This is a genomic window from Citrobacter sp. RHBSTW-00570 (assembly GCF_013739755.1).
Lineage (GTDB): Bacteria > Pseudomonadota > Gammaproteobacteria > Enterobacterales > Enterobacteriaceae > Citrobacter > Citrobacter braakii.
On the sequence record NZ_CP056399.1, the window covers coordinates 3,339,932 to 3,365,642 of the forward strand.

At 53.3% G+C, this 25,711-nt stretch carries 20 protein-coding genes and 1 pseudogene; 11 read left to right on the forward strand and 10 right to left on the reverse strand.

Annotated features, from left to right (window positions below):
• The first annotated feature begins 253 nt into the window (after window positions 1-253).
• Together HV237_RS15975 and rimO are read left to right on the forward strand one after the other, a co-directional pair.
• A pseudogene (locus HV237_RS15975) lies at window positions 254-1,358 on the forward strand (IS3 family transposase).
• A gap of 190 nt (window positions 1,359-1,548) precedes the next feature.
• Window positions 1,549-2,856 carry a 30S ribosomal protein S12 methylthiotransferase RimO gene (gene rimO, locus HV237_RS15980; protein WP_047359420.1) on the forward strand — a complete coding sequence of 436 codons (1,308 nt, stop codon included), beginning with the start codon at window positions 1,549-1,551 and terminating at the stop codon, window positions 2,854-2,856.
• Window positions 2,857-2,912: 56 nt separating this feature from the next.
• On the opposite strand, the gene gsiD is transcribed toward rimO, so the two are convergent.
• The 6 genes from gsiD to HV237_RS16010 form a co-directional block, all read right to left on the reverse strand.
• Window positions 2,913-3,824, reverse strand: coding sequence for a glutathione ABC transporter permease GsiD (gene gsiD / locus HV237_RS15985; protein WP_047359421.1), 912 nt, complete (start codon window positions 3,822-3,824; stop codon window positions 2,913-2,915).
• Between the two features lie 2 nt (window positions 3,825-3,826).
• Window positions 3,827-4,747, reverse strand: a complete 921-nt coding sequence (gsiC, locus tag HV237_RS15990; protein ID WP_016152391.1) for a glutathione ABC transporter permease GsiC — start codon at window positions 4,745-4,747, stop codon at window positions 3,827-3,829.
• 46 nt (window positions 4,748-4,793) lie between these two features.
• A complete protein-coding gene (gene gsiB / locus HV237_RS15995) occupies window positions 4,794-6,332 on the reverse strand; it encodes a glutathione ABC transporter substrate-binding protein GsiB (protein ID WP_046274653.1) in 1,539 nt (512 codons plus the stop codon).
• 28 nt (window positions 6,333-6,360) lie between these two features.
• Entirely contained in the window at window positions 6,361-8,232 is a 1,872-nt protein-coding gene (gene gsiA / locus HV237_RS16000) for a glutathione ABC transporter ATP-binding protein GsiA (RefSeq protein ID WP_047359422.1), read from the reverse strand.
• Window positions 8,219-9,184, reverse strand: coding sequence for a beta-aspartyl-peptidase (gene iaaA, locus HV237_RS16005; RefSeq protein WP_047359423.1), 966 nt, complete (start codon window positions 9,182-9,184; stop codon window positions 8,219-8,221). Before iaaA ends, gsiA begins: the two co-directional genes overlap by 14 nt.
• Window positions 9,185-9,376: 192 nt before the next feature.
• Window positions 9,377-10,165 (reverse strand): aminoglycoside adenylyltransferase family protein, encoded by a 789-nt coding sequence (locus HV237_RS16010; protein ID WP_047359424.1) that lies wholly within the window; start codon window positions 10,163-10,165, stop codon window positions 9,377-9,379.
• 176 nt (window positions 10,166-10,341) lie between these two features.
• On the opposite strand from HV237_RS16010, the gene moeA reads away from it, so the two are divergent.
• Together moeA and moeB are read left to right on the forward strand one after the other, a co-directional pair.
• Entirely contained in the window at window positions 10,342-11,577 is a 1,236-nt protein-coding gene (gene moeA, locus HV237_RS16015) for a molybdopterin molybdotransferase MoeA (protein ID WP_047359425.1), read from the forward strand.
• Window positions 11,577-12,326, forward strand: a complete 750-nt coding sequence (moeB, locus tag HV237_RS16020) for a molybdopterin-synthase adenylyltransferase MoeB (protein ID WP_016152385.1) — start codon at window positions 11,577-11,579, stop codon at window positions 12,324-12,326. The genes moeA and moeB overlap by 1 nt, the downstream gene beginning before the upstream one ends.
• A gap of 119 nt (window positions 12,327-12,445) precedes the next feature.
• Here the strand turns inward: moeB and fsa are convergent, their stop codons facing one another.
• A complete protein-coding gene (fsa, locus tag HV237_RS16025) occupies window positions 12,446-13,108 on the reverse strand; it encodes a fructose-6-phosphate aldolase (RefSeq protein WP_019076360.1) in 663 nt (220 codons plus the stop codon).
• Window positions 13,109-13,240: 132 nt separating this feature from the next.
• Here fsa and HV237_RS16030 point away from each other — a divergent pair, with 132 nt between their 5' ends.
• The 4 genes from HV237_RS16030 to HV237_RS16045 all read left to right on the forward strand — a co-directional run bounded on the left by HV237_RS16030 (window position 13,241) and on the right by HV237_RS16045 (window position 18,932).
• Complete coding sequence (locus tag HV237_RS16030) at window positions 13,241-14,140, forward strand: glycyl-radical enzyme activating protein (RefSeq protein ID WP_047359426.1); 900 nt, start codon at window positions 13,241-13,243, stop codon at window positions 14,138-14,140.
• Window positions 14,141-14,145: 5 nt separating this feature from the next.
• Entirely contained in the window at window positions 14,146-16,578 is a 2,433-nt protein-coding gene (locus HV237_RS16035) for a glycyl radical protein (RefSeq protein ID WP_181541571.1), read from the forward strand.
• 121 nt (window positions 16,579-16,699) lie between these two features.
• Window positions 16,700-17,515: a Cof-type HAD-IIB family hydrolase gene (locus HV237_RS16040; RefSeq protein WP_047359428.1), complete on the forward strand. Its 816-nt coding sequence runs from the start codon at window positions 16,700-16,702 to the stop codon at window positions 17,513-17,515.
• A gap of 154 nt (window positions 17,516-17,669) precedes the next feature.
• The gene (locus HV237_RS16045; protein WP_047359429.1) at window positions 17,670-18,932 is read left to right on the forward strand and encodes a DUF1479 domain-containing protein; all 1,263 of its coding nucleotides are present in this window, start codon (window positions 17,670-17,672) and stop codon (window positions 18,930-18,932) included.
• Between the two features lie 143 nt (window positions 18,933-19,075).
• Here the strand turns inward: HV237_RS16045 and HV237_RS16050 are convergent, their stop codons facing one another.
• Window positions 19,076-20,668, reverse strand: a complete 1,593-nt coding sequence (locus HV237_RS16050; RefSeq protein ID WP_016156073.1) for an ABC-F family ATPase — start codon at window positions 20,666-20,668, stop codon at window positions 19,076-19,078.
• 232 nt (window positions 20,669-20,900) lie between these two features.
• Here HV237_RS16050 and ldtB point away from each other — a divergent pair, with 232 nt between their 5' ends.
• Complete coding sequence (ldtB, locus tag HV237_RS16055; protein ID WP_003035268.1) at window positions 20,901-21,821, forward strand: L,D-transpeptidase; 921 nt, start codon at window positions 20,901-20,903, stop codon at window positions 21,819-21,821.
• Between the two features lie 80 nt (window positions 21,822-21,901).
• Here the strand turns inward: ldtB and HV237_RS16060 are convergent, their stop codons facing one another.
• Both HV237_RS16060 and mntR read right to left on the reverse strand, forming a co-directional pair.
• Window positions 21,902-23,011, reverse strand: a complete 1,110-nt coding sequence (locus HV237_RS16060; protein ID WP_047359430.1) for an anion transporter — start codon at window positions 23,009-23,011, stop codon at window positions 21,902-21,904.
• Window positions 23,008-23,481 (reverse strand): manganese-binding transcriptional regulator MntR, encoded by a 474-nt coding sequence (mntR, locus tag HV237_RS16065; protein WP_047359431.1) that lies wholly within the window; start codon window positions 23,479-23,481, stop codon window positions 23,008-23,010. The genes HV237_RS16060 and mntR overlap by 4 nt, the downstream gene beginning before the upstream one ends.
• Before the next feature lie 186 nt (window positions 23,482-23,667).
• On the opposite strand from mntR, the gene mntS reads away from it, so the two are divergent.
• Window positions 23,668-23,796 carry a manganase accumulation protein MntS gene (gene mntS / locus HV237_RS16070; protein WP_016152374.1) on the forward strand — a complete coding sequence of 43 codons (129 nt, stop codon included), beginning with the start codon at window positions 23,668-23,670 and terminating at the stop codon, window positions 23,794-23,796.
• Between the two features lie 276 nt (window positions 23,797-24,072).
• Window positions 24,073-25,659 carry a phosphoethanolamine transferase gene (locus HV237_RS16075; protein WP_047359432.1) on the forward strand — a complete coding sequence of 529 codons (1,587 nt, stop codon included), beginning with the start codon at window positions 24,073-24,075 and terminating at the stop codon, window positions 25,657-25,659.
• Window positions 25,660-25,711 lie beyond the last annotated feature (52 nt).

Consider the following 25,711-nt stretch of genomic DNA (forward strand, 5'->3'; position numbering starts at 1 on the left):
AATTATCTCATCATTATAAAAGTAATGTTCATAGAAATCAGTAGAGTTAGTTCCCTCTAGTTTCATTTTCCACTCCTTTATAGAATTCCTTAGTAGATCTCATATTGAATTCATTATTTAGGTGTGTATGTGTTGGCATTTTGTCGTTATTATCCTTCCTGTATCGCTCTATATAGGCTTTTAGTAGGTCTAGCTTAGTTTCCCCTATCTGTAAGTATCCGGCATAATCAATCTGCCAACGAAGGAGATCGCTATGCGTAAAGCCCGTTTTACTGAGCATCAGATCATCGCTGTGATTAAGTCGGTTGAAGCCGGACGAACTGTTAAAGATGTCTGCCGGGAGACCGGTATCTCTGAAGCCACCTACTACAACTGGAAGTCCAGATACGGCGGCATGGAGGCTTCTGATATTAAAAAGATCAAGGATCTTGAGGACGAGAACCGACGTCTCAAACAGATGTTTGCCGACCTGAGCCTTGAGAACCGGGCGCTGAAAGATGTTATCGAAAAAAAGCTTTAAAACCAGCCTTTAAGCGTGAGCTGGTCACTCATCTGATAACGACATTTGGACTCAGTATCCGTCAGGCCTGCCGGAGTCTGAACCTGAGCAGAACGGTTTACCATTACCGTCCGGATACCACGCGTGACGAACCTGTTATTGTCGCGTTGCAGGCAGTGGCAGAGCGATACCCACGATACGGTTTTCCAAAACTTTTCCAGGTTCTGAGGCGGCAGGGACACCCGTGGAATCACAAAAGGATCCACCGTATTTACTGTCTGCTGAAGCTGAACTTTCGTCGTAAGGGCAAACAGCGGTTGCCGGTGCGTAATCCCTCGCCACTGGCCACGCCGGAAGCGCTGAATCAGAGCTGGTCTGTCGATTTTATGCATGATGCCCTGGTCTGTGGCCGTCGTTTTCGCACGTTCAATGTCGTTGATGACTTTAACCGTGAGGCGTTGTCGATTGAAATCGATCTGAATCTGCCAGCTCAGCGCGTGGTCCGTGTACTCGACAGGATCGCGGCAAATCGCGGGTATCCGGTCATGCTGCGCATGGTCCGGAATTTATCTCTCTGGCACTGGCTGAATGGGCAGAGAAACATGCAGTAAAACTGGAGTTTATCCAGCCGGGAAAGCCGACACAGAACGCATTCATTGAGCGCTTTAACCGGACATACCGTACAGAAATACTCGATTTTTATCTGTTCAGAACGCTGAATGAAGTGCGGGAAATCACGGAGAAATGGTTATCAGAATATAACTGTGAACGCCCGCATGAATCATTGGACAATATGACGCCGGAGGAATACCGACAACACTATTATTTGGCCGGGGTCTCAAAAAATGCATGGAACTAAAATGGGTCTATTTACACAATGATTTCTACCATCTCCAGCCCCTTCTCTTCAGCATACGTCCTCGCTGCCGATAGCTGGCGGTCTTTTGTCGTTCCTTTGTCTTGTCGGTCACTTGACCAACGGATGTAGCTGTAAAGTTAAGGCATGATGTATAATCCGAGTTTTCCTGAGCAATGTATTGTACAAAATAATGTCTAAGATTGGATTTATATCATTAGGGTGCCCGAAAAACCTCGTCGATTCTGAACGCATCCTGACCGAACTTCGTACCGAAGGCTATGATGTTGTGCCAAGCTACGACGACGCGGATATGGTTATCGTTAACACCTGTGGCTTTATCGACAGCGCGGTTCAGGAGTCGCTGGAAGCAATCGGCGAAGCGCTGAACGAAAACGGCAAGGTGATCGTCACCGGCTGTCTGGGCGCGAAAGTCGATCAGATCCGTGAAGTCCACCCGAAGGTGCTGGAAATCACCGGGCCGCATAGCTACGAACAGGTTCTGGAACACGTTCACCACTATGTGCCCAAACCAAAGCACAACCCGTTCCTGAGCCTGGTTCCTGAACAGGGCGTCAAGCTCACTCCGCGTCATTATGCCTATCTGAAAATTTCTGAAGGCTGCAACCACCGCTGCACGTTCTGCATTATTCCGTCAATGCGTGGCGATCTGGTGAGCCGTCCGATTGGCGACGTCCTCAGCGAAGCCAAACGTCTGGTGGATGCGGGCGTGAAAGAGATACTGGTCATTTCTCAGGATACCTCCGCGTACGGCGTGGATGTGAAGCATCGCACCGGTTTCCATAACGGCGAGCCGGTCAAAACCAGCATGGTTGATCTGTGCGAGCAGTTATCAAAACTGGGGATCTGGACTCGTCTGCATTACGTCTACCCCTACCCGCATGTTGATGACGTGATCCCACTGATGGCGGAAGGGAAAATCCTGCCGTACTTGGACATCCCGCTGCAACATGCCAGCCCGCGTATTCTTAAGCTGATGAAACGCCCAGGCTCCGTGGACAGACAACTGGCACGCATCAAGCAGTGGCGTGAAATCTGCCCTGAACTGACGCTGCGCTCAACCTTCATTGTCGGTTTCCCGGGTGAAACGGAAGAAGACTTCCAGATGCTGCTCGACTTCCTGAAGGAAGCGCGTCTGGACCGCGTGGGCTGCTTTAAATACAGCCCGGTAGAAGGCGCTGGCGCCAATGACCTGCCGGACCAAATCCCGGAAGAGGTGAAAGAGGAACGCTGGAACCGCTTTATGCAATTGCAACAGCAAATCTCCGCTGAACGTTTGCAGGAAAAAGTGGGCCGCGAAATTCTGGTTATCGTTGATGAAGTAGACGAAGAAGGCGCGATTGGCCGCAGCATGGCTGACGCCCCGGAAATCGACGGCGCGGTATACCTGAATGGCGAAACCAAGGTGAAACCTGGCGATATCATCCGCGTGAAGGTCGAAAACGCTGATGAATACGATCTGTGGGGCACCCGCGTTTAAATAAGCGCAACCCAACAGTAGGCCGGATAAGCGTTACGTCTTATCCGGCCTGTGATTTATCCTTTAATTTTCGGGTCCAGCGCGTCGCGCAGACCATCTCCCAGTAAGTTAAACGCCAGTACCGTCAGGAATATCGCCACCGCCGGGAAAATCGCCACGTGCGGCGCGATCACCATATCAGCGCGGGCTTCATTGAGCATTGCCCCCCACTCCGGGGTCGGCGGCTGCGCACCCAATCCCAGAAATGACAGGCTCGCGGCAGAGATAATCGACGTGCCAATTCGCATGGTAAAAAAGACCACGATCGATGAAACCGTACCCGGCAAGATATGGTTGAAGATGATGGTCGCATCGCTGGCACCGATACTGCGCGCGGATTCAATAAAGGTCTGCTGCTTTAGCACCAGCGTATTTGCGCGCACCAGCCGCGCGAAGGCCGGAATGGAGAAAATGGCCACGGCAATAATCACGTTTGCAATGCCGCTGCCCAGCACAGCGACCACGGCTATCGCCAGCAAAATGCCCGGAAAGGCGAACAGCACATCGCAGATACGCATAATCAGTCGATCCCACCAGCCTTCGTAGTATCCCGCCAGCAGACCCAGCACGGTGCCAATCGCCGCGCCAATAAATACGGCAAAGACCCCCGCCGCCAGCGAGATTTGCGCCCCCACCAGCACGCGGCTAAAAATATCCCGCCCCAGCGAGTCAACGCCGAACCAGTGCAGCATCGATGGTCCGTCATTCAGACGGTCATAATCGAAGTAATTCTCGGCATCAAATGGCGTTAACCAGCGAGCAAAAATCGCCACCATTATCAGCAGCAGGACAAATAACCCCGCTAACATCGCCATGCGCTGGCGACGGAAACGACGCCAGAATTCATGCCACGGCGTGCGTATCTGCTCAGGCTTAACAAGGGGCATCGCATTTAAAATCGCCTGTCGGCGCCAGTTAAAAAATCGCATCCTTACTTGTACCTGATAGCCGGATTAATGGCGGCATAGAGCACATCCACCACTAAGTTAATAAGAATAAACTCCAGAGAAAACAACAGCACCTCGGCCTGAATCACCGGGTAGTCGCGCATTTCGACTGAGTCCACCAACAGCCGCCCAAGCCCTGGCCAGTTAAACACCTTCTCAACGACAATTGAGCCGCCAAGCAAAAAGCCAAACTGTAGCCCCATCATGGTGACCACCGGGATCATCGCATTGCGCAAACCATGTTTTAACACCACCCAGGTTTCACTCACCCCTTTGGCCCGCGCGGTACGCATATAGTCTTCACTGAGCACATCGACAAACGAAGCGCGGGTAAACCGAGCTAACACCGCAGCCACCGCCGCACCCAGGGTAATAGACGGGAGGATATAGTGCCGCCAGGTATCAGCGCCAACGGTGGGCAACCAGCCAAGCTCAACGGAGAATATCTGCATGAGCAGCATGCCGAGCGCAAACGCCGGGAAAGAGATCCCGGTGACGGCGAGCGTCATACTCAATCTGTCCGGCCAACGATTACGCCATACAGCAGCAATAATCCCTGCCGTCATGCCGAATAACACCGCCCACGCCATGCTGGCAATGGTCAGCCAGAGCGATGGCATAAAACGACTGGCTATCTCTTCGGAAACCGGGCGACGAGAAACCATTGAGGTTCCAAAATCGCCTTGCAACACGTTAGTAATGTAATGCCAGAACTGAATATGCAGCGGCTGGTCCAGACCCAACTGCTGACGCACCAGTTCGATAACCTCAGCGTCAGCCTCCGGTCCGGCAATCAGCCGGGCCGGATCGCCGGGTAGCAGGTGAACAAATAAAAATACCAGCACCGCTACAATCAACAGAGTTGGAATCAACCCCAGCAGGCGCTTGAAAACATAGTTAAGCATCACACTCCCTTCGCCGGCCCCTGCGTGGCGGGGCCGGATGAATAGCTTATTTTAAATCCGCATCATCAAAGCTAAATCCGGTATCCGGCATGATCCAGAACCCGGTCAATCTGGTGTTGTGCGCCGAAATCAGTTGTTCCACTACCAGTGGGATCCACGGCGACTCTTTCCAGATAATATCCTGCGCATCCTTGTACAGCTTCGCTTTCTGGGCCGGATCGTTGGTTTGCAACGCTGCTGCTAAATCACTGTCCACCTGCTTATTGCTGTAGAACGCCGTATTAAACAGCGTTGGCGGCCAGTTTTGAGATGCAAACAGCGGTGACAGCGCCCAGTCTGCTTCACCCGTAGAGGCAGACCAGCCGGTGTAGAACATGCGTACCCCGCTCTCTTTCTGCGCTTTACCTTCGACTTGCGCCGCGCGCTGACCGGCATCCATCGCCGTCACCTGAGCCTTAACGCCCACCTGCGCCAGTTGCTGCTGGGTAAATTGCAGCACTTTTTGCGCAGTACTATGGTTATGAGAAGACCATAGCGTGGTGGTAAAACCGTTCGGATAACCCGCTTCTTTCAGCAGTTCGCGCGCTTTTGCCGGGTCGTATGGCCATGGCGTATAGCTTTGCGCATAGGCGATCGACGGTGGGAGAACGCCGGTTGCTGGCGTCGCGTAACCGGCAAACGCCACTTTCACCAGCGCCTGACGGTTGATGGCATAATTCAGCGCTTCACGCACCTTCGGGTTATCGAACGGTTTTTGCGTGACGTTCATGCTGATGTAACGCTGCATAATAGACGGACTGGCCACCAGTTCCAGGTTTTTATTCTTCGCCAGTAGCGCCGCCTGTTCGTAAGGGATCGGGAAGGCAAACTGTGCTTCCCCGGTCTGCAGCATTGCCGCACGTGTGTTGTTGTCGGTCACCGGACGCCAGGTTATCGTATCCAGCTTTGGCAGCCCTTGCTGCCAGTAACCCGCGAACTTCTTAACCTTTACAAAATCCGTCTGATTCCAGGTCTCAAGCTGATACGGCCCGGTCCCCACGGGATGGAAACCGATCTCCTTGCCGTATTTCTCCAGCGCGGCGGGAGAGATCATCGCCGTAGCCGGGTGCGCCAGAATATTGATAAATGCAGAGAACGGCTGCTTCAGCGTTATCTTCACCGTCGACGGATCCACGACCTCGGTTTTATCGATATTCTTATACAGGTTGTAGCGTTTCAGATGGTTTTCCGGGTTGCTGGCCCGGTCGAGGTTAGCTTTAACCGCATCGGCGTTGAAGTCGGTGCCGTCCTGAAACTTCACACCCTGTCGCAGCTTAAGGGTATAAGTCAGGCCATCATCAGAAACCGTATAACTCTCCGCCAGCACATTTTTCAGCTTCATCTCTTTATCAAGGCCAAACAGCCCCTGGTAAAACGACTTCGCTACCGCCTGCGACAACGTGTCGTTTGCGTCGTAGGGATCGAGGGTGGTGAAATTGGATCCTACCGCCACTACTACATCTTTGGCGGCCCAGCCAGGTGTGGCGGCCAGCGCAGAGGCCACTCCCACAGCAACCAGCCATTTTCGAGCAACAATTTTTGTCATGTTATTCTCCTTAAACCCTGCCTGCCTGTTATAAACGCGAAAGCGCATTTTCTGGTTGCGGACGCGCAACATAATGCCCCGGACCAACTAGCTGTAGTGAAACGGGGGAAATCTCTTCACCGCGTTTGCGGATATTACTGGGGATATCATCCGACAGCAGCACGCGCTGGGGCCGGTGATGTGAGGGATCGGCGACCGGGACTGCCGCCATCAGTTTGCGGGTGTACGGATGCTGCGGATTTTCAAACACCGCGCGTCGGGTGCCGATCTCGACGATTTGCCCAAGATACATCACCGCCACCCGATGACTGATCCGCTCCACCACCGCCATATCGTGGGAAATAAACAGGTACGCAATCCCCATTTCTCGTTGGAGGTCGAGCAACAGGTTGATAATTTGCCCGCGAATTGAGACATCCAGCGCCGAGACTGACTCATCGGCAATAATCACCTTGGGATTGAGCGCCAGCGCCCGGGCAATACAGATCCGCTGACGCTGCCCACCGGAAAACTCGTGCGGATAGCGCCAGGCATGCTCAGGGAGCAATCCTACGCGTTCCAGCAGCCATGCAACCCGTTTTGCCGCCGCATCGCCTTGCAGTAGCCCATGCACCCGCAGCGGTTCTAAAATGGAATATCCCACGGTCTGACGCGGATCGAGCGAAGCATAGGGGTCCTGGAAGATAAATTGAATATCCCGACGCAGCGGCTGTAGCTTACTGGCGGCCAGGGTATCAATACGCTGTCCGTTGAAAACAATCTCCCCGCGTTGAGACTCTACCAGACGTAGCAGCGCCCGACCGGTGGTGGATTTCCCGCAGCCTGACTCCCCCACCAGCGAGAGCGTCTCTCCGGGCCACAGGTCAAAGCTAACGTTTTCCACCGCATGCACCTCGCGGGTCACCCGATTAAGAATGCCGCTGCGCAGCGGAAAACGCGTCACCAGATTACGTACCTGCAAAATAGGCTCGCCTTCAACCACAGTATCCTGTTCAGTCTGTGGTTCTACATGGCTGGGATCGTGTAATGAAATGAGTGGAAACCGGCGCGGGTACGCTTGTCCGGTCATCGCCCCAAGCTGCGGCACGGCTGCCAGCAGCGCTTTGGTGTAAGCATGCTGGGGAGCGTGAAAAATCTGCTCAACGCTGCCGGTTTCTACCGCCTCGCCCTGATACATCACCAGCACGCGATCGGCAATATCCGCTACGACGCCCATATCGTGGGTAATAAAGATCACTCCCATCGACATATCCTGCTGCAGCACTTTTATCAGTTGCAGGATCTGTGCCTGAATAGTGACATCCAGCGCGGTAGTCGGTTCATCGGCAATTAAAACCGCAGGGCGACACGATAGCGCCATGGCGATCATTACTCGCTGGCGCATGCCGCCAGAAAGCTGGTGCGGATAGCGCGATAAAATAGCCTTCGCCTCGGGGATACGCACCTGGTCGAGCATCCGTTTCGCTTCCACCATCGCCTCTTCGTGGCTGGCCCCCTGATGCAAACGGATTGACTCAGCAATCTGCTCACCTACGGTAAATACCGGATTAAGCGATGTCATGGGCTCCTGGAAGATCATGGCGATATCCGCGCCACGCACGTGACGCATCCGCGACGCGCTCTGTTCACCCAGCTCAATAACCTGTCGGTTACGGCGTCGAAGGAGCATTTCATCGCAGCTCACCTCGCCGCCTGACTGTTCAATCAAACGCATCAGCGACAAGGCTGTTACCGACTTTCCTGAACCGGATTCGCCCACTATCGCCAGCGTTTCACCACGCTTCAGGCGAAATGACAGATTACGCACCGCACTGATGCGCTGCTGCTCCTGCTCAAAGGCAATGTTCAGGTTGCTGACTGCCAGCACGTCGCTGGCGTCAAGCTCATCACTGTGTGGCAACGGTATCTCCTTTTTCCCGATAAATACCGGTGGTTGGCGTATCGCCTGCATATCCCCAGGCACGGTACATGCCTTCGCTGTTAAAGGGCAAGGCGACGTTGCCCTCGTGATCGACGGCAATTAAACCGCCGCTACCGCCGAGCGCCGGTAATTTTTCCATTACTACGCGTTCGCACGCCTCCGATAAACTCAGGCCGCCATAGTCCATCAACGCCGCAATGTCATAGGCCGCCAGCGCACGAATAAAGACCTCACCGGTTCCGGTGCAGGAAACGGCCACACTTGCGTTATTGGCATAGCAGCCAGCGCCGACCAGCGGACTGTCACCTACCCGCCCCGGTAATTTGTTGGTCATCCCGCCGGTCGATGTTGCCGCCGCCAGATTGCCAAACATATCCAGCGCGACCGCACCCACAGTACCCATTTTGTTGTTTTCATCCAGCGGGGTCGCGCTATGATCCAGCACCGTTTCACCCGCCGATTGCGCTGCCAGCAGTTGAGCGTAGCGTTCTGGAGTCGAGAAAATATCCGCCGAAACGCGCTCCATACCCTGCGCAATGGCAAAGTTTTCAGCCCCTTCACCTATCATCATGACGTGGGGGCTGTGCTCCATCACCAGGCGAGCCGCGAGAATTGGATTGCGCAGATGGCTAACCCCGGCGACGGCTCCCGCGTTTAGCGTATTACCGTCCATCACACAGGCGTCCAGTTCATGGGTTTCATCACGGGTATACACCGCGCCAATTCCGGCATTAAACAACGGACACTCTTCCAACAAACGCACGGCTTCGGTGACCACATCCAGTGCGCTACGACCGTCTTCAAGCATCCGTTGGCCGATTTCAACGATATCCGACAGCGCTTGTATATAACGCAATTCTTGCTCCTGGCTCAGTAACGCGCGGGTGATAGCCCCTGCGCCGCCGTGAATTGCAATGACTGCTTTACCCATTTTATTCGTCCATTAGGTGGCGGGTACCGGGGGGTTATAAATATCAGAATTTCGGTGACTTATTGATTCGATTTTTGAATATAGAAAGATGCAGACGTCATGTAAAGGTAAAGGCCTGCACCTCACACCCCGTCTCATCAGGTCATTCAGATGTGTTTAACGGAAAGGAGATCTCCCGACGTTGTTGATAAATTATTCAAGCCGATCGGTAATCTGTTTTTTTGCATAAAACACAAAGCGTTCTACAGACGGCATACACGCTGCCCAGTTATGTTTGGTTAACCCCAGATATTCCGCACGCGCCGCTTGCAGCAAATCAGCATGCTCAGCGGGTAATTGCGGCAGAAGCCAGGATGCGGCCTCATCTTTAGCGACAATATTACCCGTAACCACGCTATACCAGATACGTGCCAGAGCAAGGATGATATTACGCTCGTCCCCCTCTAAATCAGCCGGTTTCTGCCACATCTCAAGGATATGCCGAAATGTTTGCAATACATCGCTAAACGGAATGACGTTAAATAACGTCTCAGCCGGTTCACCGAACAGCGGTACGCTGGCGCGCCGGGCCTGGGTCAGCAGAATAGAAAGATCAGCATCCACCATTGCCGGTTCAAACACGCCAGCACGAATATCATCACGCAACCATTCGCCAAACTGCATTTCTCTCGCCGGTGGAAATCGCCACGGCACGATCTGCGAGTGCAGAACCACGGTCACTTCCAGCGCACGATATGGCCCGGAGGTGCCGGGAGGCACTGAAATGGTCAGCAAATCCTGCATCAGTTTTTTTCTTTGTCGGGCATTCATTGGTTCACGCAGGGTGACCAATAAATCAATGTCGCTTTGGGGTTTTAAGCCGCCTTCAACCGCAGAGCCATACAAATGAAGGGCAATGAGATTCCCCTCGAAAATCTGGCGGATGCACGCACTGGCTGCCTCCACCTGTCGTCGAATTGCGTCTGGAATAATATTAGACATTTAACCCCCAGGGAAAAATGAGCGGAAATATTGAGTCTATACTGCATTCTTCTTGCAGCGCTATCCCTGGCACAAAACCTTTACCAGATCTGATTCTAAGCCTGAGGTAGCATACTGCCCGCGTCCATTTTCTGACATAATGAGCAGATTCGATTTTGCCCCGCAGGAGTCTTCTCATGGAATTTACCGCCGGACTGATGCCGCTTGAAACGGCTCTCTCTCAGATGCTTTCGCGTATTACCCCGCTCACCGCCGTCGAAACGCTGCCGCTGGTTCAATGCTTTGGTCGTATTCTGGCCACCGACGTTGTCTCCCCCATTGATGTACCGGGATTCGATAACTCAGCAATGGATGGCTATGCGGTACGATTAGCCGATTTACAATCTGATCAGCTGCTTGCGGTGGCGGGTAAAGCCTTTGCCGGTCAGCCTTTCCATGGCGAGTGGCCTGCGGGAACCTGCATCCGTATTATGACCGGCGCCCCGGTGCCAGCTGGTTGTGAAGCGGTGGTGATGCAGGAGCAAACGGAACAAACTGACGACGGGGTGCGTTTTACCGCCGAAGTCCGCCGCGGGCAAAATATTCGTCTGCGCGGTGAAGATATTGCAAACGGCGCGGTGGTGTTTCCCGCCGGGACTCGCCTGACAACCGCCGAGCTTCCCGTTCTGGCTTCGCTCGGTGTTGCCGATGCTCCCGTTGTGCGCAAAGTCCGCGTGGCGCTGTTCTCCACCGGTGATGAACTGCAGTTACCAGGTCAACCGCTGGGAGACGGGCAGATTTATGACACTAACCGTCTGACCGTTCACCTGATGCTGCAACAGTTGGGCTGCGAAGTGATCAACCTGGGGATTATTCGCGACGATCCCAACGCGCTGCGTGCCGCGTTTATCGAAGCCGACAGCCAGGCCGATGTCGTCATCAGCTCCGGCGGCGTTTCAGTAGGCGAAGCGGATTACACTAAAACTATTCTGGAAGAGCTGGGAGAAATTGCCTTCTGGAAGCTGGCTATCAAACCGGGCAAACCGTTCGCGTTTGGCAAACTGAGCAACAGCTGGTTTTGCGGTCTGCCGGGTAATCCAGTGTCTGCGGCCCTCACCTTTTATCAACTGGTACAACCGCTCCTGGCGAAACTCAGCGGCAACACCGCCTGTGGACTGCCGCCTCGCCAGCGCGTGCGCACCGCCTCACGCCTGAAGAAAACACCTGGCCGTCTGGATTTTCAGCGCGGCGTATTGCAGCGTACCGCTGAAGGCGAACTGGAAGTCACCACGACCGGGCACCAGGGCTCGCATATTTTTAGCTCTTTTAGCCAGGGTAACTGTTTTATCGTGCTGGAGCGCGATCGCGGTAACGTCGAAGCCGGCGAATGGGTTGAGGTCGAGCCGTTTAACGCACTGTTTGGAGGCCTGTAATGGCAGAACTCAGCGACCAGGAGATGATGCGCTATAACCGGCAAATCATTCTGCGCGGCTTCGATTTCGAAGGTCAGGAAGCGCTCAAGGAGGCGCGGGTACTGGTCGTTGGTGTGGGGGGACTGGGATGCGCAGCAACTCAGTACCTTGCAGGCGCTGGCGTCGGGCATTTAACCTTGCTCGACTTTGACACGGTCTCCGTGTCGAACCTCCAGCGCCAGACGCTGCACAGCGATGCGACCGTTGGACAGCCAAAAGTGCTATCCGCCCGCGACGCACTGGCGCGGATTAACCCTTATATCGCCATTACGCCGGTGAATGCCCTGCTGGACGAGAGCGAGATTCACACGCTTATTACTGAACACGATTTGGTGCTGGACTGTACGGATAATGTCAGCATCCGCAATCAGTTGAATGCCGGATGCTTCGCCGCCAGGATTCCGCTGGTTTCCGGTGCGGCAATTCGCATGGAAGGACAAATTACCGTATTTACCTACCAGGAAGGAGAGCCCTGCTACCGTTGCCTGAGCCGTCTGTTCGGTGAAAACGCCCTGACCTGCGTAGAGGCCGGAGTGATGGCCCCGCTGATCGGCGTGATCGGCTCGTTACAGGCGATGGAAGCCATTAAGCTGCTGGCTAACTACGGTAAACCGGCGTCAGGAAAAATCGTCATGTACGACGCCATGACCTGCCAGTTTCGCGAAATGAAGCTGATGCGCAATCCCACCTGTGAGGTCTGCGGGAGTTAGCAGAGAAATCGTCGGCACCACACTATTGCCAGAGGGCGAGGCTAATGCCTCCAATCAGGCCTACAACAGCGCATTGTGTAGGCCGGATAAGGTGTCAGCCGCCATCCGGCAAAACAGACTTACAGAGAAGTGCGTCCAAATGCGCTCTGCCAGTCGTGCTCGAACTTCGCTACGGCAGCATCAACGGCCGGAGAGCTAATCATCTGCTGAGCGACATCCAGCGGCAGCGTGATGGACTCGCAGCCTGCCAGCAGGCAATCCAGCGCCTGACGCGGCGTTTTAAAACTGGCGGCCAGTACTTTGGCGTGCGGGGCATGCATTTTCAGTAAGGTCTGCAGATCGGTCACCGTCTGAATGCCGTCCCCCCCCTGCGCATCCACACGGTTAACATATGGCGCAACGTATTCGGCCCCCGCAAGCGCAGCTAATAGCCCTTGAGCAGCGCCGTATACCGCGGTACCCAACGTCGGGATCCCTTCTTCTTTCAGCAATTTAATGGCCGTCAGACCTTCTGCCGTGACCGGCACTTTGACCACGATATCCGCAATGATTGCCCGCAGCTTACGCGCATCGCTGACCATGCCTTCGGCGGTGGTCGCCATTACCTGAGCAAACAGGCGTCCTTGCCCTCCCATCGCTTCCTGCAGTTGCGGCAGTAACACGTCCAGTGTCTGCTTACCTGCCGCCACAATGCTTGGGTTAGTGGTCACCCCTGCCAGCGGAAAAACCCGCGCCAGAGCTTTTACCGCGTCAACGTCAGACGTATCTAAATAGAGTTCCATAACCTTTCCTCAAACGAATAATTAGCATGAATAAAAGGTAGCACGGCGAAACCTCACGGTTAGTTGACACACGTCAATATAACTTTCATTCGAAAGTAATTTAATCTTTATACGAAAGATAAGAGGCCGCTTATGATTTTCAATATCCAGCGCTATTCCACACATGATGGTCCCGGTATCCGTACTGTGGTGTTCCTTAAGGGATGCTCCCTGGGCTGTCGGTGGTGCCAGAATCCGGAAAGCCGCGCCCGCACGCAGGATCTGCTCTATGACGCGCGTTTGTGCCTCGACGGTTGCGATCTCTGTGCTCAGGCCGCACCGAAGGTGATTGAACGCGCGCTGAGTGGATTGCTGATTCAACGCGAAAAACTGACCGATGATGCGCTCACGGCGCTGACCCACTGCTGTCCAACCCAGGCGCTGACCGTCTGCGGAGAGGAAAAAAGCGTGGACGACATCATGGCGACCGTAGTGCGTGATAAACCGTTTTACGATCGCAGCGGCGGGGGTCTCACCCTGTCTGGCGGTGAACCCTTTATGCAGCCAGAACTGGCGGCAGCGCTGCTCAAAGCCAGCCACGATGCAGGTATTCATACAGCGGTTGAAACCTGTCTGCATGTCCCGTGGAAGTATATTGAACCGTCATTACCTGACGTCGACCTGTTCCTGGCCGATTTAAAACATGTCGCCGACGCGCCGTTTAAACAGTGGACCGATGGCAGCGCCTCTCGCGTACTGGAAAATCTGAAAAAACTGGCCGCCGCCGGTAAAAAAATGGTTATCCGCGTCCCCCTGATTCAGGGGTTCAACGCTGACGAAGCCGCTATTCAGGCCATTACCGACTTTGCTGCCGACGAGCTTCACGTCGATGAGATCCATTTTTTGCCCTACCACACGCTGGGCATCAACAAATACCACTTACTCAGTCAACCCTACAACGCACCGGATAAACCGCTTGATGCGCCTGCGCTGCTCGAATTTGCCCAGCAGTACGCCAGCCTTAAAGGTTTAACCGCGACCCTACGAGGATAATCGTCATGACCACTCTGAAACTGGACACACTCAGCGACCGTATCAAAGCGCATAAAACGGCCCTGATCCACATCGTGAAGCCGCCGGTTTGTACCGAGCGCGCCCAGCACTATACCGAGATGTACCAACAGCATCTGGATAAACCTATTCCGGTTCGCCGCGCGCTGGCGCTGGCCCATCATCTGGCGGAACGCACCATCTGGATCAAGCATGACGAACTGATCATTGGTAACCAGGCAAGCGAAGTGCGTGCCGCGCCAATCTTCCCGGAATACACCGTGTCGTGGATTGAAAAAGAGATCGATGACCTCGCCGACAGGCCGGGCGCGGGCTTTGCGGTAAGCGAAGAGAACAAACGCGTATTGCACGAGGTGTGTCCATGGTGGCGTGGTCAGACCGTGCAGGATCGCTGCTACGGGATGTTTACTGACGAGCAGAAAGGGCTGCTGGAAACCGGCATTATCAAAGCCGAAGGTAACATGACCTCCGGTGACGCACACCTGGCGGTAAACTTCCCGCTGCTGCTGGAAAAAGGTCTCGACGGCCTGCGCCACAAAGTTGATGAACGTCGTTCCCGCATCAATCTAACATGTCTGGAAGACCTCCATGGCGATCAGTTTCTGAAAGCGATTGATATCGTGCTGGAGGCCGTCAGTCTGCACATTGAGCGCTTTGCCACGCTGGCACGTAAAATGGCGGCCACGGAAACTCGCTCCAGTCGTCGTGATGAACTGCTGACCATGGCGGACAACTGCGATGTTATCGCCCATGAGCCGCCAAAAACGTTCTGGCAAGCGCTACAGTTGTGCTATTTCATCCAGTTGATCCTGCAAATTGAATCAAATGGTCACTCAGTGTCGTTTGGTCGCATGGATCAGTACCTCTATCCGTTCTACCGTCGTGACGTAGAACTGAACCAGAGCCTCGATCGTGAGCACGCCATTGAGCTGCTGCACAGCTGCTGGCTGAAACTGTTGGAAGTGAACAAAATCCGCTCCGGCTCCCATTCGAAAGCCTCGGCGGGTAGCCCGCTGTATCAGAACGTGACCATTGGTGGCCAAAACCTGGTTAACGGTCAGGCAATGGATCCCGTCAATCCGCTCTCCTACGCTATTCTGGAATCCTGCGGTCGCTTGCGTTCTACTCAGCCAAACCTGAGCGTGCGTTATCATGCAGGGATGAGTAATGATTTCCTGGATGCCTGTGTACAGGTGATCCGCTGCGGCTTCGGGATGCCTGCCTTTAATAACGACGAAATCGTCATACCTGAATTCATTAAGCTTGGCATTGAACCGCAGGACGCCTATGACTATGCGGCCATTGGTTGCATCGAAACCGCCGTTGGCGGCAAATGGGGCTACCGCTGTACCGGTATGAGCTTTATTAACTTTGCCCGCGTGATGCTGGCAGCGCTGGAAGGTGGTCGCGATGCCACCAGCGGTAAAGTATTTCTGCCACAGGAAAAAGCGCTCTCAGCTGGTAACTTCAACAATTTCGACGAAGTGATGGATGCCTGGGATGCGCAGATTCGCTACTACACGCGTAAATCTATCGAAATTGAGTATGTTGTCGACACCATGCTGGAAGAGAACGTACACGATATTCTGTGCTCTGCGCTGGTAGATGACTGTATTGAACGCGCGAAAAGCATTAAGCAAGGCGGCGCGAAATACGACTGGGTATCGGGTTTGCAGGTGGGTATTGCCAACCTCGGCAATAGCCTGGCTGCGGTGAAGAAACTGGTCTTTGAACAAGGCGCTATCGGTCAGCAGCAGCTGGCCGCCGCGCTGGCCGACGATTTTGACGGTCTGAGCCACGAACAATTACGCCAGCGGCTGATCAACGGCGCACCGAAATACGGCAACGATGACGATAGCGTTGATACGCTGCTGGCTCGTGCTTATCAGACCTATATCAATGAGTTGAAACAGTATCATAATCCGCGTTATGGACGTGGCCCGGTTGGCGGCAATTACTACGCGGGTACCTCGTCTATCTCCGCAAACGTACCGTTTGGCGCGGCAACGATGGCCACACCGGATGGTCGTAAGGCGCACACTCCGCTGGCAGAAGGCGCAAGCCCGGCTTCCGGAACGGACCATCTCGGCCCAACAGCGGTAATTGGCTCGGTGGGTAAACTGCCGACCGGTTCAATCCTCGGCGGCGTGTTGTTAAACCAGAAGCTGAACCCGGCCACGCTGGAGAATGAATCCGATAAGCAAAAGCTGATGATCCTGCTGCGTACCTTCTTTGAAGAGCACAAAGGCTGGCATATTCAGTACAACATCGTCTCCCGTGAAACGCTGCTGGAAGCCAAAAAGCACCCGGATCAGTATCGTGACCTGGTGGTCCGTGTAGCAGGCTATTCGGCCTTCTTCACCGCGCTGTCTCCAGATGCGCAGGACGATATCATCGCACGTACTGAACATATGCTGTAATCCCCCTTACCCGGCGGCATTTCGCTTGCCGGGTATTCTTCTTTCGAATGAAATAAATTTGTGCTTTAGCTCACATTGTTATTAAAATGTTTCTGGTCGCAGTTATGAGCCAGGAGCAAGTATGACCATCAAAGTTATCGTCACCGATATGGACGGAACTTTTCTCGACGACGCCAAAAAATACGATCATGCACGTTTTATGGCGCAGTATCAGGAACTGAAAAAACGAGATATTGAATTTGTCGTGGCCAGCGGCAATCAGTATTACCAACTGATCTCCTTTTTCCCGGAACTCAAAAATGAGATCTCTTTTGTTGCCGAGAACGGGGCGTTAGTCTTTGAACATGGCAAACAGCTGTTTCACGGTGAGCTGACCCGCCACGAATCCCGCATTGTCATTGGCGAACTGCTCAAAGATACGCATCTCAACTTTGTGGCTTGCGGCCTGCAAAGCGCCTACGTTAGCGAAAATGCCCCCGAGTCCTTTGTCGCATTGATGTCAAAACACTACCATCGCCTGAAACCCGTGAAGGATTATCAGGACATCGATGATGTGCTGTTCAAGTTCTCGCTGAATTTACCGGACCAACAAATCCCATTAGTGATCGATCACCTTCATTCTGCCCTTGACGGTATAATGAAGCCCGTCACCAGCGGCTTTGGGTTTATCGACCTGATCATTCCAGGCTTACATAAAGCCAACGGAATCAGCCGTCTGCTAAAGCGCTGGAACCTGTCACCGCAAAACGTAGTCGCCATCGGCGATAGCGGCAACGATGCAGAAATGCTGAAAATGGCTCGCTACTCTTTCGCCATGGCCAATGCGGCAGAGAGTATCAAATCGATTGCCCGCTATCAGACCGACAACAATAACCATCAGGGCGCGCTGAACGTGATTCAGGCAGTGCTGGATAACACTTCCCCTTTTAATTGCTAATCCTGCCCAACCGGGGTATCCCCTTGCCCCCGGTTTCCACGCTTTTTCATGTTTCTCACACCATCAAATTTTAAACTTGCGTTAACTAAATTTTAACTTATATTATCACCTGTAAGTTAAATAAGTTTCGAATGAAAGTTAATGCGAGGTGGATATGGCTTTTACTTTTACCAGCGACACGTTGCCCACCGATCACAAAGCGGCAATCCGGCAGATGAAAAAGCAATTGCGTGAACAGCTTGGAGATGTTCAGTTGATTTTCAATCAGTTGAGCGAGGACATTGCCAATCGCGTGGCGGAAATCAACGCCCTCAAAGCGCAAGGCTCTCCGGTATGGCCTGTGTTGTCCTATGCGGATATCAAGGCAGGTCGCGTGAGTGCTGAGCAGCGTGAAGAAATTAAGCGTCGCGGATGCGCGGTCATTAAAGGCCATTTCTCTCGCGAACAAGCCCTCGATTGGGATAGGTCAATGCTGGACTATCTGGACCGCAACCATTTTGACGACGTTTACCAAGGACCGGGCGATAATTTCTTTGGTACCCTGAGCGCATCGCGGCCTGAAATCTACCCCATCTACTGGTCCCAGGCGCAGATGCAGGCCCGTCAGAGTGAAGAAATGGCAAATGCGCAGTCATTTCTCAACCGTCTTTGGACATTTGCAGGCGAAGGTAAGCAATGGTTTAACCCGGATGTCAGCGTTATCTACCCCGACCGCATACGCCGTCGTCCACCGGGAACGACGTCCAAAGGGCTGGGAGCTCATACGGATTCCGGTGCGCTGGAACGCTGGCTTCTACCGGCATATCAGCAGGTCTTTGCTAATGTTTTCAATGGTAAGCTGGAAGATTACGACCCGTGGCAGGCCGCGCATCGCACTGAAGTAGAAGAGTACACGGTGGATAACACCACCAAATGTTCAGTATTCCGTACCTTCCAGGGCTGGACTGCACTCTCTGATATGCTGCCAGGTCAGGGGTTGTTGCACGTGGTCCCTATCCCTGAAGCAATGGCTTGGGTACTGTTACGCCCATTGCTTGACGATGTGCCGGAAGATGAACTTTGCGGCGTAGCGCCCGGCAGAGTTCTGCCGATTTCTGCGCAATGGCATCCGCTGCTGATTGAAGCGTTAACCAGCATTCCGCAACTGGACGCCGGAGACTCCGTCTGGTGGCATTGCGATGTGATCCACTCCGTCGCGCCGGTAGAAAATCAGCAGGGTTGGGGCAACGTGATGTACATCCCTGCCGCACCGATGTGCGAAAAGAATCTGGCCTACGCCCATAAAGTGAAGGCCGCGCTGGAAAAAGGCGTATCGCCGGGTGATTTCCCACGCGAGGATTATGAAACTCACTGGGAAGGACGCTTCACGCTGGATGATTTGAATATCCATGGCAAGCGTGCGCTGGGGATTATTTAATTTGTAACTTACACAAGTTTCCCTAAGTATTTCGCGTTACAGGAAGGCGGCCAGCCTGTAAATCCCCGCAAGCTTACACAAGTAAGTAACCGGGGTGTACAGGTGCAACCAACACACCTGTAACACGAAAGACGACGGGAAAATTATTCGACGCCCTTGCTACGCAGGTAATCTTCGTAGTTACCGGTGAAGTCGATTACGCGTTCCGGCGTAATTTCAATCACGCGGGTTGCCAACGAACTGACAAACTCACGGTCGTGAGAAACGAAGATCAGCGTGCCCTGGTACATTTCCAGCGCCATGTTCAGCGATTCGATAGATTCCATATCCAGGTGGTTGGTCGGTTCATCCATTACCAGGATATTCGGCTTCTGCATCATCAGCTTACCGAACAGCATGCGTCCTTTTTCACCACCGGACAGCACTTTAGCAGGTTTCTTGATATCGTCCTGGCTGAACAGCAAGCGACCAAGGAAGCTACGTACTACCTGCTCATCGTCGCCTTCCTGTTTCCACTGACTCATCCACTCGAAGACCGTCAGATCGTTTTCGAATTCGTACTCGTGATCCTGCGCGTAGTAACCAACCTGGGCGTTTTCAGACCATTTCACAGTACCGTTATCCGGCTGTAATTCGCCGACCAGCGTTTTCAGCATGGTTGATTTACCCACGCCGTTGGCACCCAGAATGGCAATTTTCTCACCGACTTCCAGCAGCAGGTTAAAGTTTTTAAACAACGGACCTTCATCAAAACCTTTCGTCAGCGCTTCCACTTCAAGCGCGTTTCGGAACAGTTTCTTATCCTGTTCGAAGCGGATGAACGGGTTCTGACGGCTGGACGCCTTCACTTCGTCAAGCTTGATCTTATCAATCTGACGCGCACGAGAAGTCGCCTGACGAGATTTAGATGCGTTGGCGCTAAAGCGGCTGACGAAGGATTGCAGATCGGCAATCTGCGCTTTCTTCTTGGCGTTATCGGCCAGCAGACGTTCACGCGCCTGAGTTGCCGCCGTCATATATTCGTCGTAGTTACCCGGATAAACACGCAGTTCGCCGTAGTCCAGATCCGCCATGTGCGTACAGACCATGTTCAGGAAGTGACGGTCGTGCGAAATGATGATCATGGTGCTGTCACGCTCGTTCAGCGTCTGCTCCAGCCAGCGGATGGTGTCGATATCCAGGTTGTTCGTTGGTTCGTCGAGCAGCAGAATGTCCGGGTTAGAGAACAGCGCCTGTGCCAGAAGCACACGCAGCTTCCAGCCGGGCGCTACTTCGCTCATCGGGCCATAATGCTGTTCTACCGGAATACCTACGCCCAGCAGCAATTCACCCGCACGCGCTTCCGCAGAGTAGCCGTCCATTTCGCCATACTGAACTTCAAGGTCAGCAACTTTATAGCCGTCTTCTTCGCTCATTTCGGCCAGGGCGTAAATGCGATCGCGCTCCTGCTTTACTTCCCACAGTTCACCGTGACCCATGATCACAGTGTCAAGCACGGTGAACTCTTCAAAGGCGAACTGATCCTGACGCAGCTTACCAATACGCTCGTTCGGATCGAGGGAAACGTTGCCCAGCGTCGGTTCGAGGTCGCCGCCGAGAATTTTCATAAAAGTGGATTTACCGCTACCGTTCGCGCCAATCAGGCCGTAACGGTTGCCGCCGCCAAATTTGACGGAAATATTTTCAAACAGCGGCTTACTGCCGAACTGCATGGTGACGTTGCTGGAAACTAACACTGGCGTATCCTGAAAGAGAAAGAAATATGTGACGAACCGCTTATTATGCCATAAGTCTGCAATAAGATCGCGCCTTGATGCTGAAGGGATAAAGTGAAAGCAAAAGGAAAAAAATGTGATTTAGTACACATCCGAATTCCTTGTTGCTCAGATTGCACATATAATGCGTGCCCAACACTACATAAATCTCAACCCACTAGCCAGCCTGGCACTGAATCTCGCATACATGAACATGAATATGAAATTAACAACGCTTTTCGCGGCGGCACTCGCAATAGTTGGTTTTTGTAACACCGCTTCTGCCGTCACGTACCCGCTGCCTACCGATGGCAGCCGTTTGATCGGCCAAAACCAGGTCATCACTATTCCTGAAGGCAACACCCAACCGCTGGAGTATTTTGCGGCGGAGTATCAGATGGGTCTGTCTAATATGCTGGAAGCCAACCCGGGCGTGGATACCTTCCTGCCGAAGGGCGGCACCGTACTGAACATACCTCAGCAATTGATCCTGCCGGATACCGTGCATGAAGGTATTGTTATTAACAGCGCTGAAATGCGTCTGTACTACTACCCGAAAGGCACCAACACCGTTATTGTTCTGCCGATCGGTATTGGCCAGTTGGGCAAAGACACGCCAATCAACTGGACCACCAAAGTAGAACGTAAAAAAGCGGGCCCAACCTGGACGCCAACGGCAAAAATGCATGCGGAATACCGCGCTGCGGGCGAACCGCTGCCAGCTGTTGTTCCGGCAGGTCCGGATAACCCGATGGGCCTGTACGCGCTGTATATCGGTCGCCTGTACGCCATCCACGGCACCAATGCTAACTTCGGCGTCGGCTTACGCGTCAGCCACGGTTGCGTGCGTCTGCGTAACGACGACATCAAATTCCTGTTTGAAAATGTGCCGGTCGGCACCCGCGTACAGTTTATCGATGAGCCGGTAAAAGCCACGACTGAACCAGACGGCAGCCGTTACATCGAGGTACACAATCCACTGTCTACCACTGAAGCACAGTTCGAAGGCGGGGAAATCGTACCGATTACGCTGAACAAGAGCATTACCAGCATCACCGGTCAGTCTGACGTCGATCAGGCCGTCGTTGAGCAGGCGGTACAGAACCGTTCAGGTATGCCGGTTCGTCTGAACTAAGCATCAAAACTGTCATTTCGCCTTATCGGGCCTACTTAACCTGTAGGCCCGATAAGCGCCAGCCCTATCGGGCACAATCCTCACATCACCTGCAATAAACCATACCCTACCAGCGCCGCCCATATCAGCATCGGCACCGAATACCAATGAAAACGCCACCAGATCCGTCGATCGTTTGCCATCCGTAAAGCAATAAGATTCGCCAGCGATCCCGGCAACAACCCAAAACCGCCCACATTGACCGCCCAGGCCAGCAGCAGCGTTGGTGGGACGTAGTTCAGCAGCAAAATCGTGCTGGGAACATTACTGATAAACTGCGACAGGCCAATGGCCGTCAACCAAAGCCCCGGCGCTGAAAGCGTGCCAATCTGGTGGGTAATCTCCTGCAAGGCCGGGAGTTGCGTCAGCAAGTGCACATCAATGAACATCGCCATAAACACCAACAGCAGCGTCCAATCCACGCTGAGGATCACGCGGCGAGCCAGCACCATGAATCCTGCCGCAACGATCGCCAGGCCCCACAGCTCTTGTTTTAACTCCAGTGCCGCCAGGAAAATGATATACAGCCCCAGACAGCTCCACACCAGGCGTGGTTGCCAGTCAGGCGCGCGCGTACCGGTATGATAATGCAAATCTTTATACGGGAAACTGAACCAGCACAGCGCCACCAATGTCAGCATCATGGCCCCCGCAAGCGGCGCCATCTGCCAGGTAAACGCGGTAAACGATAAGCCGGAGCGTCCCCACATCAGAATGTTTTGCGGATTACCTATTGGCGTGAGCAACGAACCGGCGTTTACCGCCAGCGCCTCAAAGATAATCAGGCGATTTACAGGAATGGCGCACAATTTTTTCAGGGTGATCGTCAGCGGAACAACAATAAACAGCGCAACATCGTTGGTCAGAAACGTCGACAGCAGCGCCGCCGCCAGCACCATAAATATCGCCAATTGACGTTCAGTGTTGAAGCGCCGGATCATCTTGCGCCCTAACACATCGAAGTAACCGCTTAGCTCCACGCCTTTGGTCAGTAACATCAGGCCGCTAAGCGTAATAATCGTGTGCCAGTCTATCGCCCCCGGCCACGACCGTGGTGTAAATGGCACGAACAGGCTCAGTACAACCCCGACGATGATTAACAGCTGAAAAAAGCGATCGCGCTGTAAGGCGCGTAGTAAAGGAAAACTCATTCAGAGCCTGTGCCTTTCTGTTGCGTAAACCGGCTAAAAGCCTCCAGCGTTTCCTTACTGACGTGATGCTCCATTCCCTCCGCGTCGCGACGGGCAATTTCCGGGCTGATACCTAACATCAGCAGGAAGTTCTCCACAATCTGGTGACGCTCCCGACTCTCCTGAGCCAGTCGTTCACCTTCTGCGGTTAAAAAAACGCCCCGCCAGGGGATCATTTCAATCAACCCAACTGAAGCAAGACGCTTAAGCATTTTAGCAACCGTCGGCTGGGAAACCCCAAGCCGTGCGGCCATATCGACCTGGCGCGCTTCACCCACCTCAATAATGAGATCGGAAATCAGCTCTACGTAGTCATCAATCAGCTCACGGCGATGTGCCTCCCGGACCTGACGAAATCCTTCAACGTGTTCTTCGACATTCACCAATTGCGTCACTTTTTTTGTTGTTGGCATACCTGCGCGACGACTCATTCTGCTTCCTCGTTACTGTGACGCGTTAACGGCATCTGATTAGAGAACGCTCATTGTAAACCAGAGTTGCGTGGGCACAAAAAATTAACGTTTTAGCAATAGCTATATAATATAGCCTGTGCTATATCTGTATATAATAAAGACATCCCTCAAGGACTGATGGGATCGTGAAGTCAGGAGGTTTATATGAATGAATTTAAGAGGTGTATACGCGTGTTTAGCCACTCTCCCTTTAAAGTACGGTTAATGCTGATCTCTATGCTGTGCGACATGATTAACAGCAAACCAGAGCAGGATAAACCTGCAGATAAATAATGCGGCGTCGCGGTACGCCGCTTCATTTTCCTGCCGTAACTCGGATACGGTGATCGTTTTCGTGCCAATAACCCTTCTTTTTGTCAGTTTTGCCACGCCCCTCGCAAAACAATTTCTTAGTAGTAGTTGACCTTCTCTTGCACACACTCTATCTTTTCGCAGCCCTGCATATATTGCGGCTCGCGGATGCGGACCCTATCCCCCTTCTCGCTCTCTCAGGCAGGCAATGACCCTTAGCGCCAGGGTAAGCACATGGCGTTTTTGTAACAGTGGCATATGAATTTAACCCTCAAAGATTCAATCATTGCTCGTAGCCGGGCGATTAGTCCGTGGACTGGCCTCTATTTCTTACAGTCTCTGCTGATCAACCTTGCGCTGGGCTATCCGCTTAGCCTGCTCTATAGCGTTGCTTTCACCTGTATATTGATGCTGCTGTGGCGCAGCGCGCCGCGTGCGCAGAAAGTGCTGATTGGCATTTGCTCGCTGATAGCGGCAATGTACTTCCCGTTTGGCCAGGCTTACGGTTCGCCGAACTTCAATACCTTGCTGGCGCTGCACTCAACCAATATGGAAGAGTCTACTGAAATCCTCACCATCTTCCCCTGGTACAGTTATCTGGTTGGGGTGTTTATTTTCGCCCTCGGTGTTATCGCTGTACGCCGTAAAAAAGAGGTGCAGCAGCGTAGCTGGAATAAGTTCGACAGCATTTGTTTGCTGTTCAGCGTTGTCGCGTTCTTTGTAACCCCGGTGCAAAACCTGGCCTGGGGCGGCGTGTTCAAGCTGAAAGACACCGGCTATCCGGTTTTCCGCTTTGCCAAGGACGTTATCGTTAATAACAACGAAGTGCTCGACGAACAAGAGCGTATGGCGAAGCTGGCGAGCGTGAAAGACAGCTGGACGGTAACCGCCGTGAAGCCGAAGTATCATACCTACGTGGTGGTCATCGGCGAAAGCGCCCGCCGCGATGCGTTAGGCGCTTTTGGCGGCCACTGGGATAACACCCCGTTTGCCAGTTCCGTTAACGGCTACATCTTCGCGGATTACATCGCGGCAAGCGGTTCGACACAAAAATCACTCGGCCTGACGCTAAATCGGGTGGTCGACAATAAACCCCAGTTCCAGGATAACTTTGTCACTCTGGCCAACCGCGCGGGATTCCAGACGTGGTGGTTCTCCAATCAGGGACAGATTGGTGAATACGATACGGCCATCGCCAGCATTGCGAAGCGAGCTGATGAAGTTCAGTTCCTCAAAAGCGGTGATTTCGAAGCGGATAAAAATACCCGTGACGAAGCGTTGTTGAAGATGACCGCCCAGGTGCTGGCAACCGAGCGCACTCAGCCACAGCTTATCGTGCTGCATTTAATGGGCTCGCATCCGCAGGCCTGCGACCGTACGCAGGGTAAATACGAGACTTTCGTCCAGTCGAAAGAGACATCTTGCTATCTGTACACCATGACGCAGACGGATGACCTGCTGCGCCAGCTTTACGATCAGTTACGTAACAGCGGTAACAGCTTCTCGATGGTCTATTTCTCCGATCATGGCCTCGCGTTTAAAGAGCGGGGGAAAGAGGTGCAGTACCTGGCGCATGACGATCAATTCCAGCAGAATTTCCAGGTACCATTTATGGTGCTGTCGAGCGATGATAAAGCGCACCGGGTGATTAAAGCCCGTCGCTCCGCCAATGATTTCCTCAGCTTTTTCTCGCAGTGGACGGGGATAAGCGCGAAGGAAATCACCAACAGCTATCGCTTTATTTCAGAGAAAAAGGCTGGCCCGGTGTACATCACCAACTTCAAATTGCAGAAGGTGGACTACAACCATCTGGGTACCGACATCTTTGAGACCAAATCTCGTTAATCTCTGAGTTGCGCACAAAAAAAATCCGCCCCGAGAGGCGGATTTTTTGTAT

Bases quoted from the DNA above. Each gene is read 5' to 3' on its own strand.
- iaaA (WP_047359423.1), bottom strand. From the start codon at position 9,184: ATGGGTAAAGCAGTCATTGCAATTCACGGCGGCGCAGGGGCTATCACC.
- moeA (WP_047359425.1), top strand. From the start codon at position 10,342: ATGGAATTTACCGCCGGACTGATGCCGCTTGAAACGGCTCTCTCTCAG.
- HV237_RS16040 (WP_047359428.1), top strand. From the start codon at position 16,700: ATGACCATCAAAGTTATCGTCACCGATATGGACGGAACTTTTCTCGAC.
- HV237_RS16030 (WP_047359426.1), top strand. From the start codon at position 13,241: ATGATTTTCAATATCCAGCGCTATTCCACACATGATGGTCCCGGTATC.
- HV237_RS16060 (WP_047359430.1), bottom strand. From the start codon at position 23,011: ATGAGTTTTCCTTTACTACGCGCCTTACAGCGCGATCGCTTTTTTCAG.
- HV237_RS16075 (WP_047359432.1), top strand. From the start codon at position 24,073: ATGAATTTAACCCTCAAAGATTCAATCATTGCTCGTAGCCGGGCGATT.
- HV237_RS16035 (WP_181541571.1), top strand. From the start codon at position 14,146: ATGACCACTCTGAAACTGGACACACTCAGCGACCGTATCAAAGCGCAT.
- gsiD (WP_047359421.1), bottom strand. From the start codon at position 3,824: ATGCGATTTTTTAACTGGCGCCGACAGGCGATTTTAAATGCGATGCCC.
- mntR (WP_047359431.1), bottom strand. From the start codon at position 23,481: ATGAGTCGTCGCGCAGGTATGCCAACAACAAAAAAAGTGACGCAATTG.
- gsiC (WP_016152391.1), bottom strand. From the start codon at position 4,747: ATGCTTAACTATGTTTTCAAGCGCCTGCTGGGGTTGATTCCAACTCTG.
- ldtB (WP_003035268.1), top strand. From the start codon at position 20,901: ATGAATATGAAATTAACAACGCTTTTCGCGGCGGCACTCGCAATAGTT.
- HV237_RS16010 (WP_047359424.1), bottom strand. From the start codon at position 10,165: ATGTCTAATATTATTCCAGACGCAATTCGACGACAGGTGGAGGCAGCC.
- rimO (WP_047359420.1), top strand. From the start codon at position 1,549: ATGTCTAAGATTGGATTTATATCATTAGGGTGCCCGAAAAACCTCGTC.
- fsa (WP_019076360.1), bottom strand. From the start codon at position 13,108: ATGGAACTCTATTTAGATACGTCTGACGTTGACGCGGTAAAAGCTCTG.
- moeB (WP_016152385.1), top strand. From the start codon at position 11,577: ATGGCAGAACTCAGCGACCAGGAGATGATGCGCTATAACCGGCAAATC.
- gsiB (WP_046274653.1), bottom strand. From the start codon at position 6,332: ATGACAAAAATTGTTGCTCGAAAATGGCTGGTTGCTGTGGGAGTGGCC.
- mntS (WP_016152374.1), top strand. From the start codon at position 23,668: ATGAATGAATTTAAGAGGTGTATACGCGTGTTTAGCCACTCTCCCTTT.
- HV237_RS16045 (WP_047359429.1), top strand. From the start codon at position 17,670: ATGGCTTTTACTTTTACCAGCGACACGTTGCCCACCGATCACAAAGCG.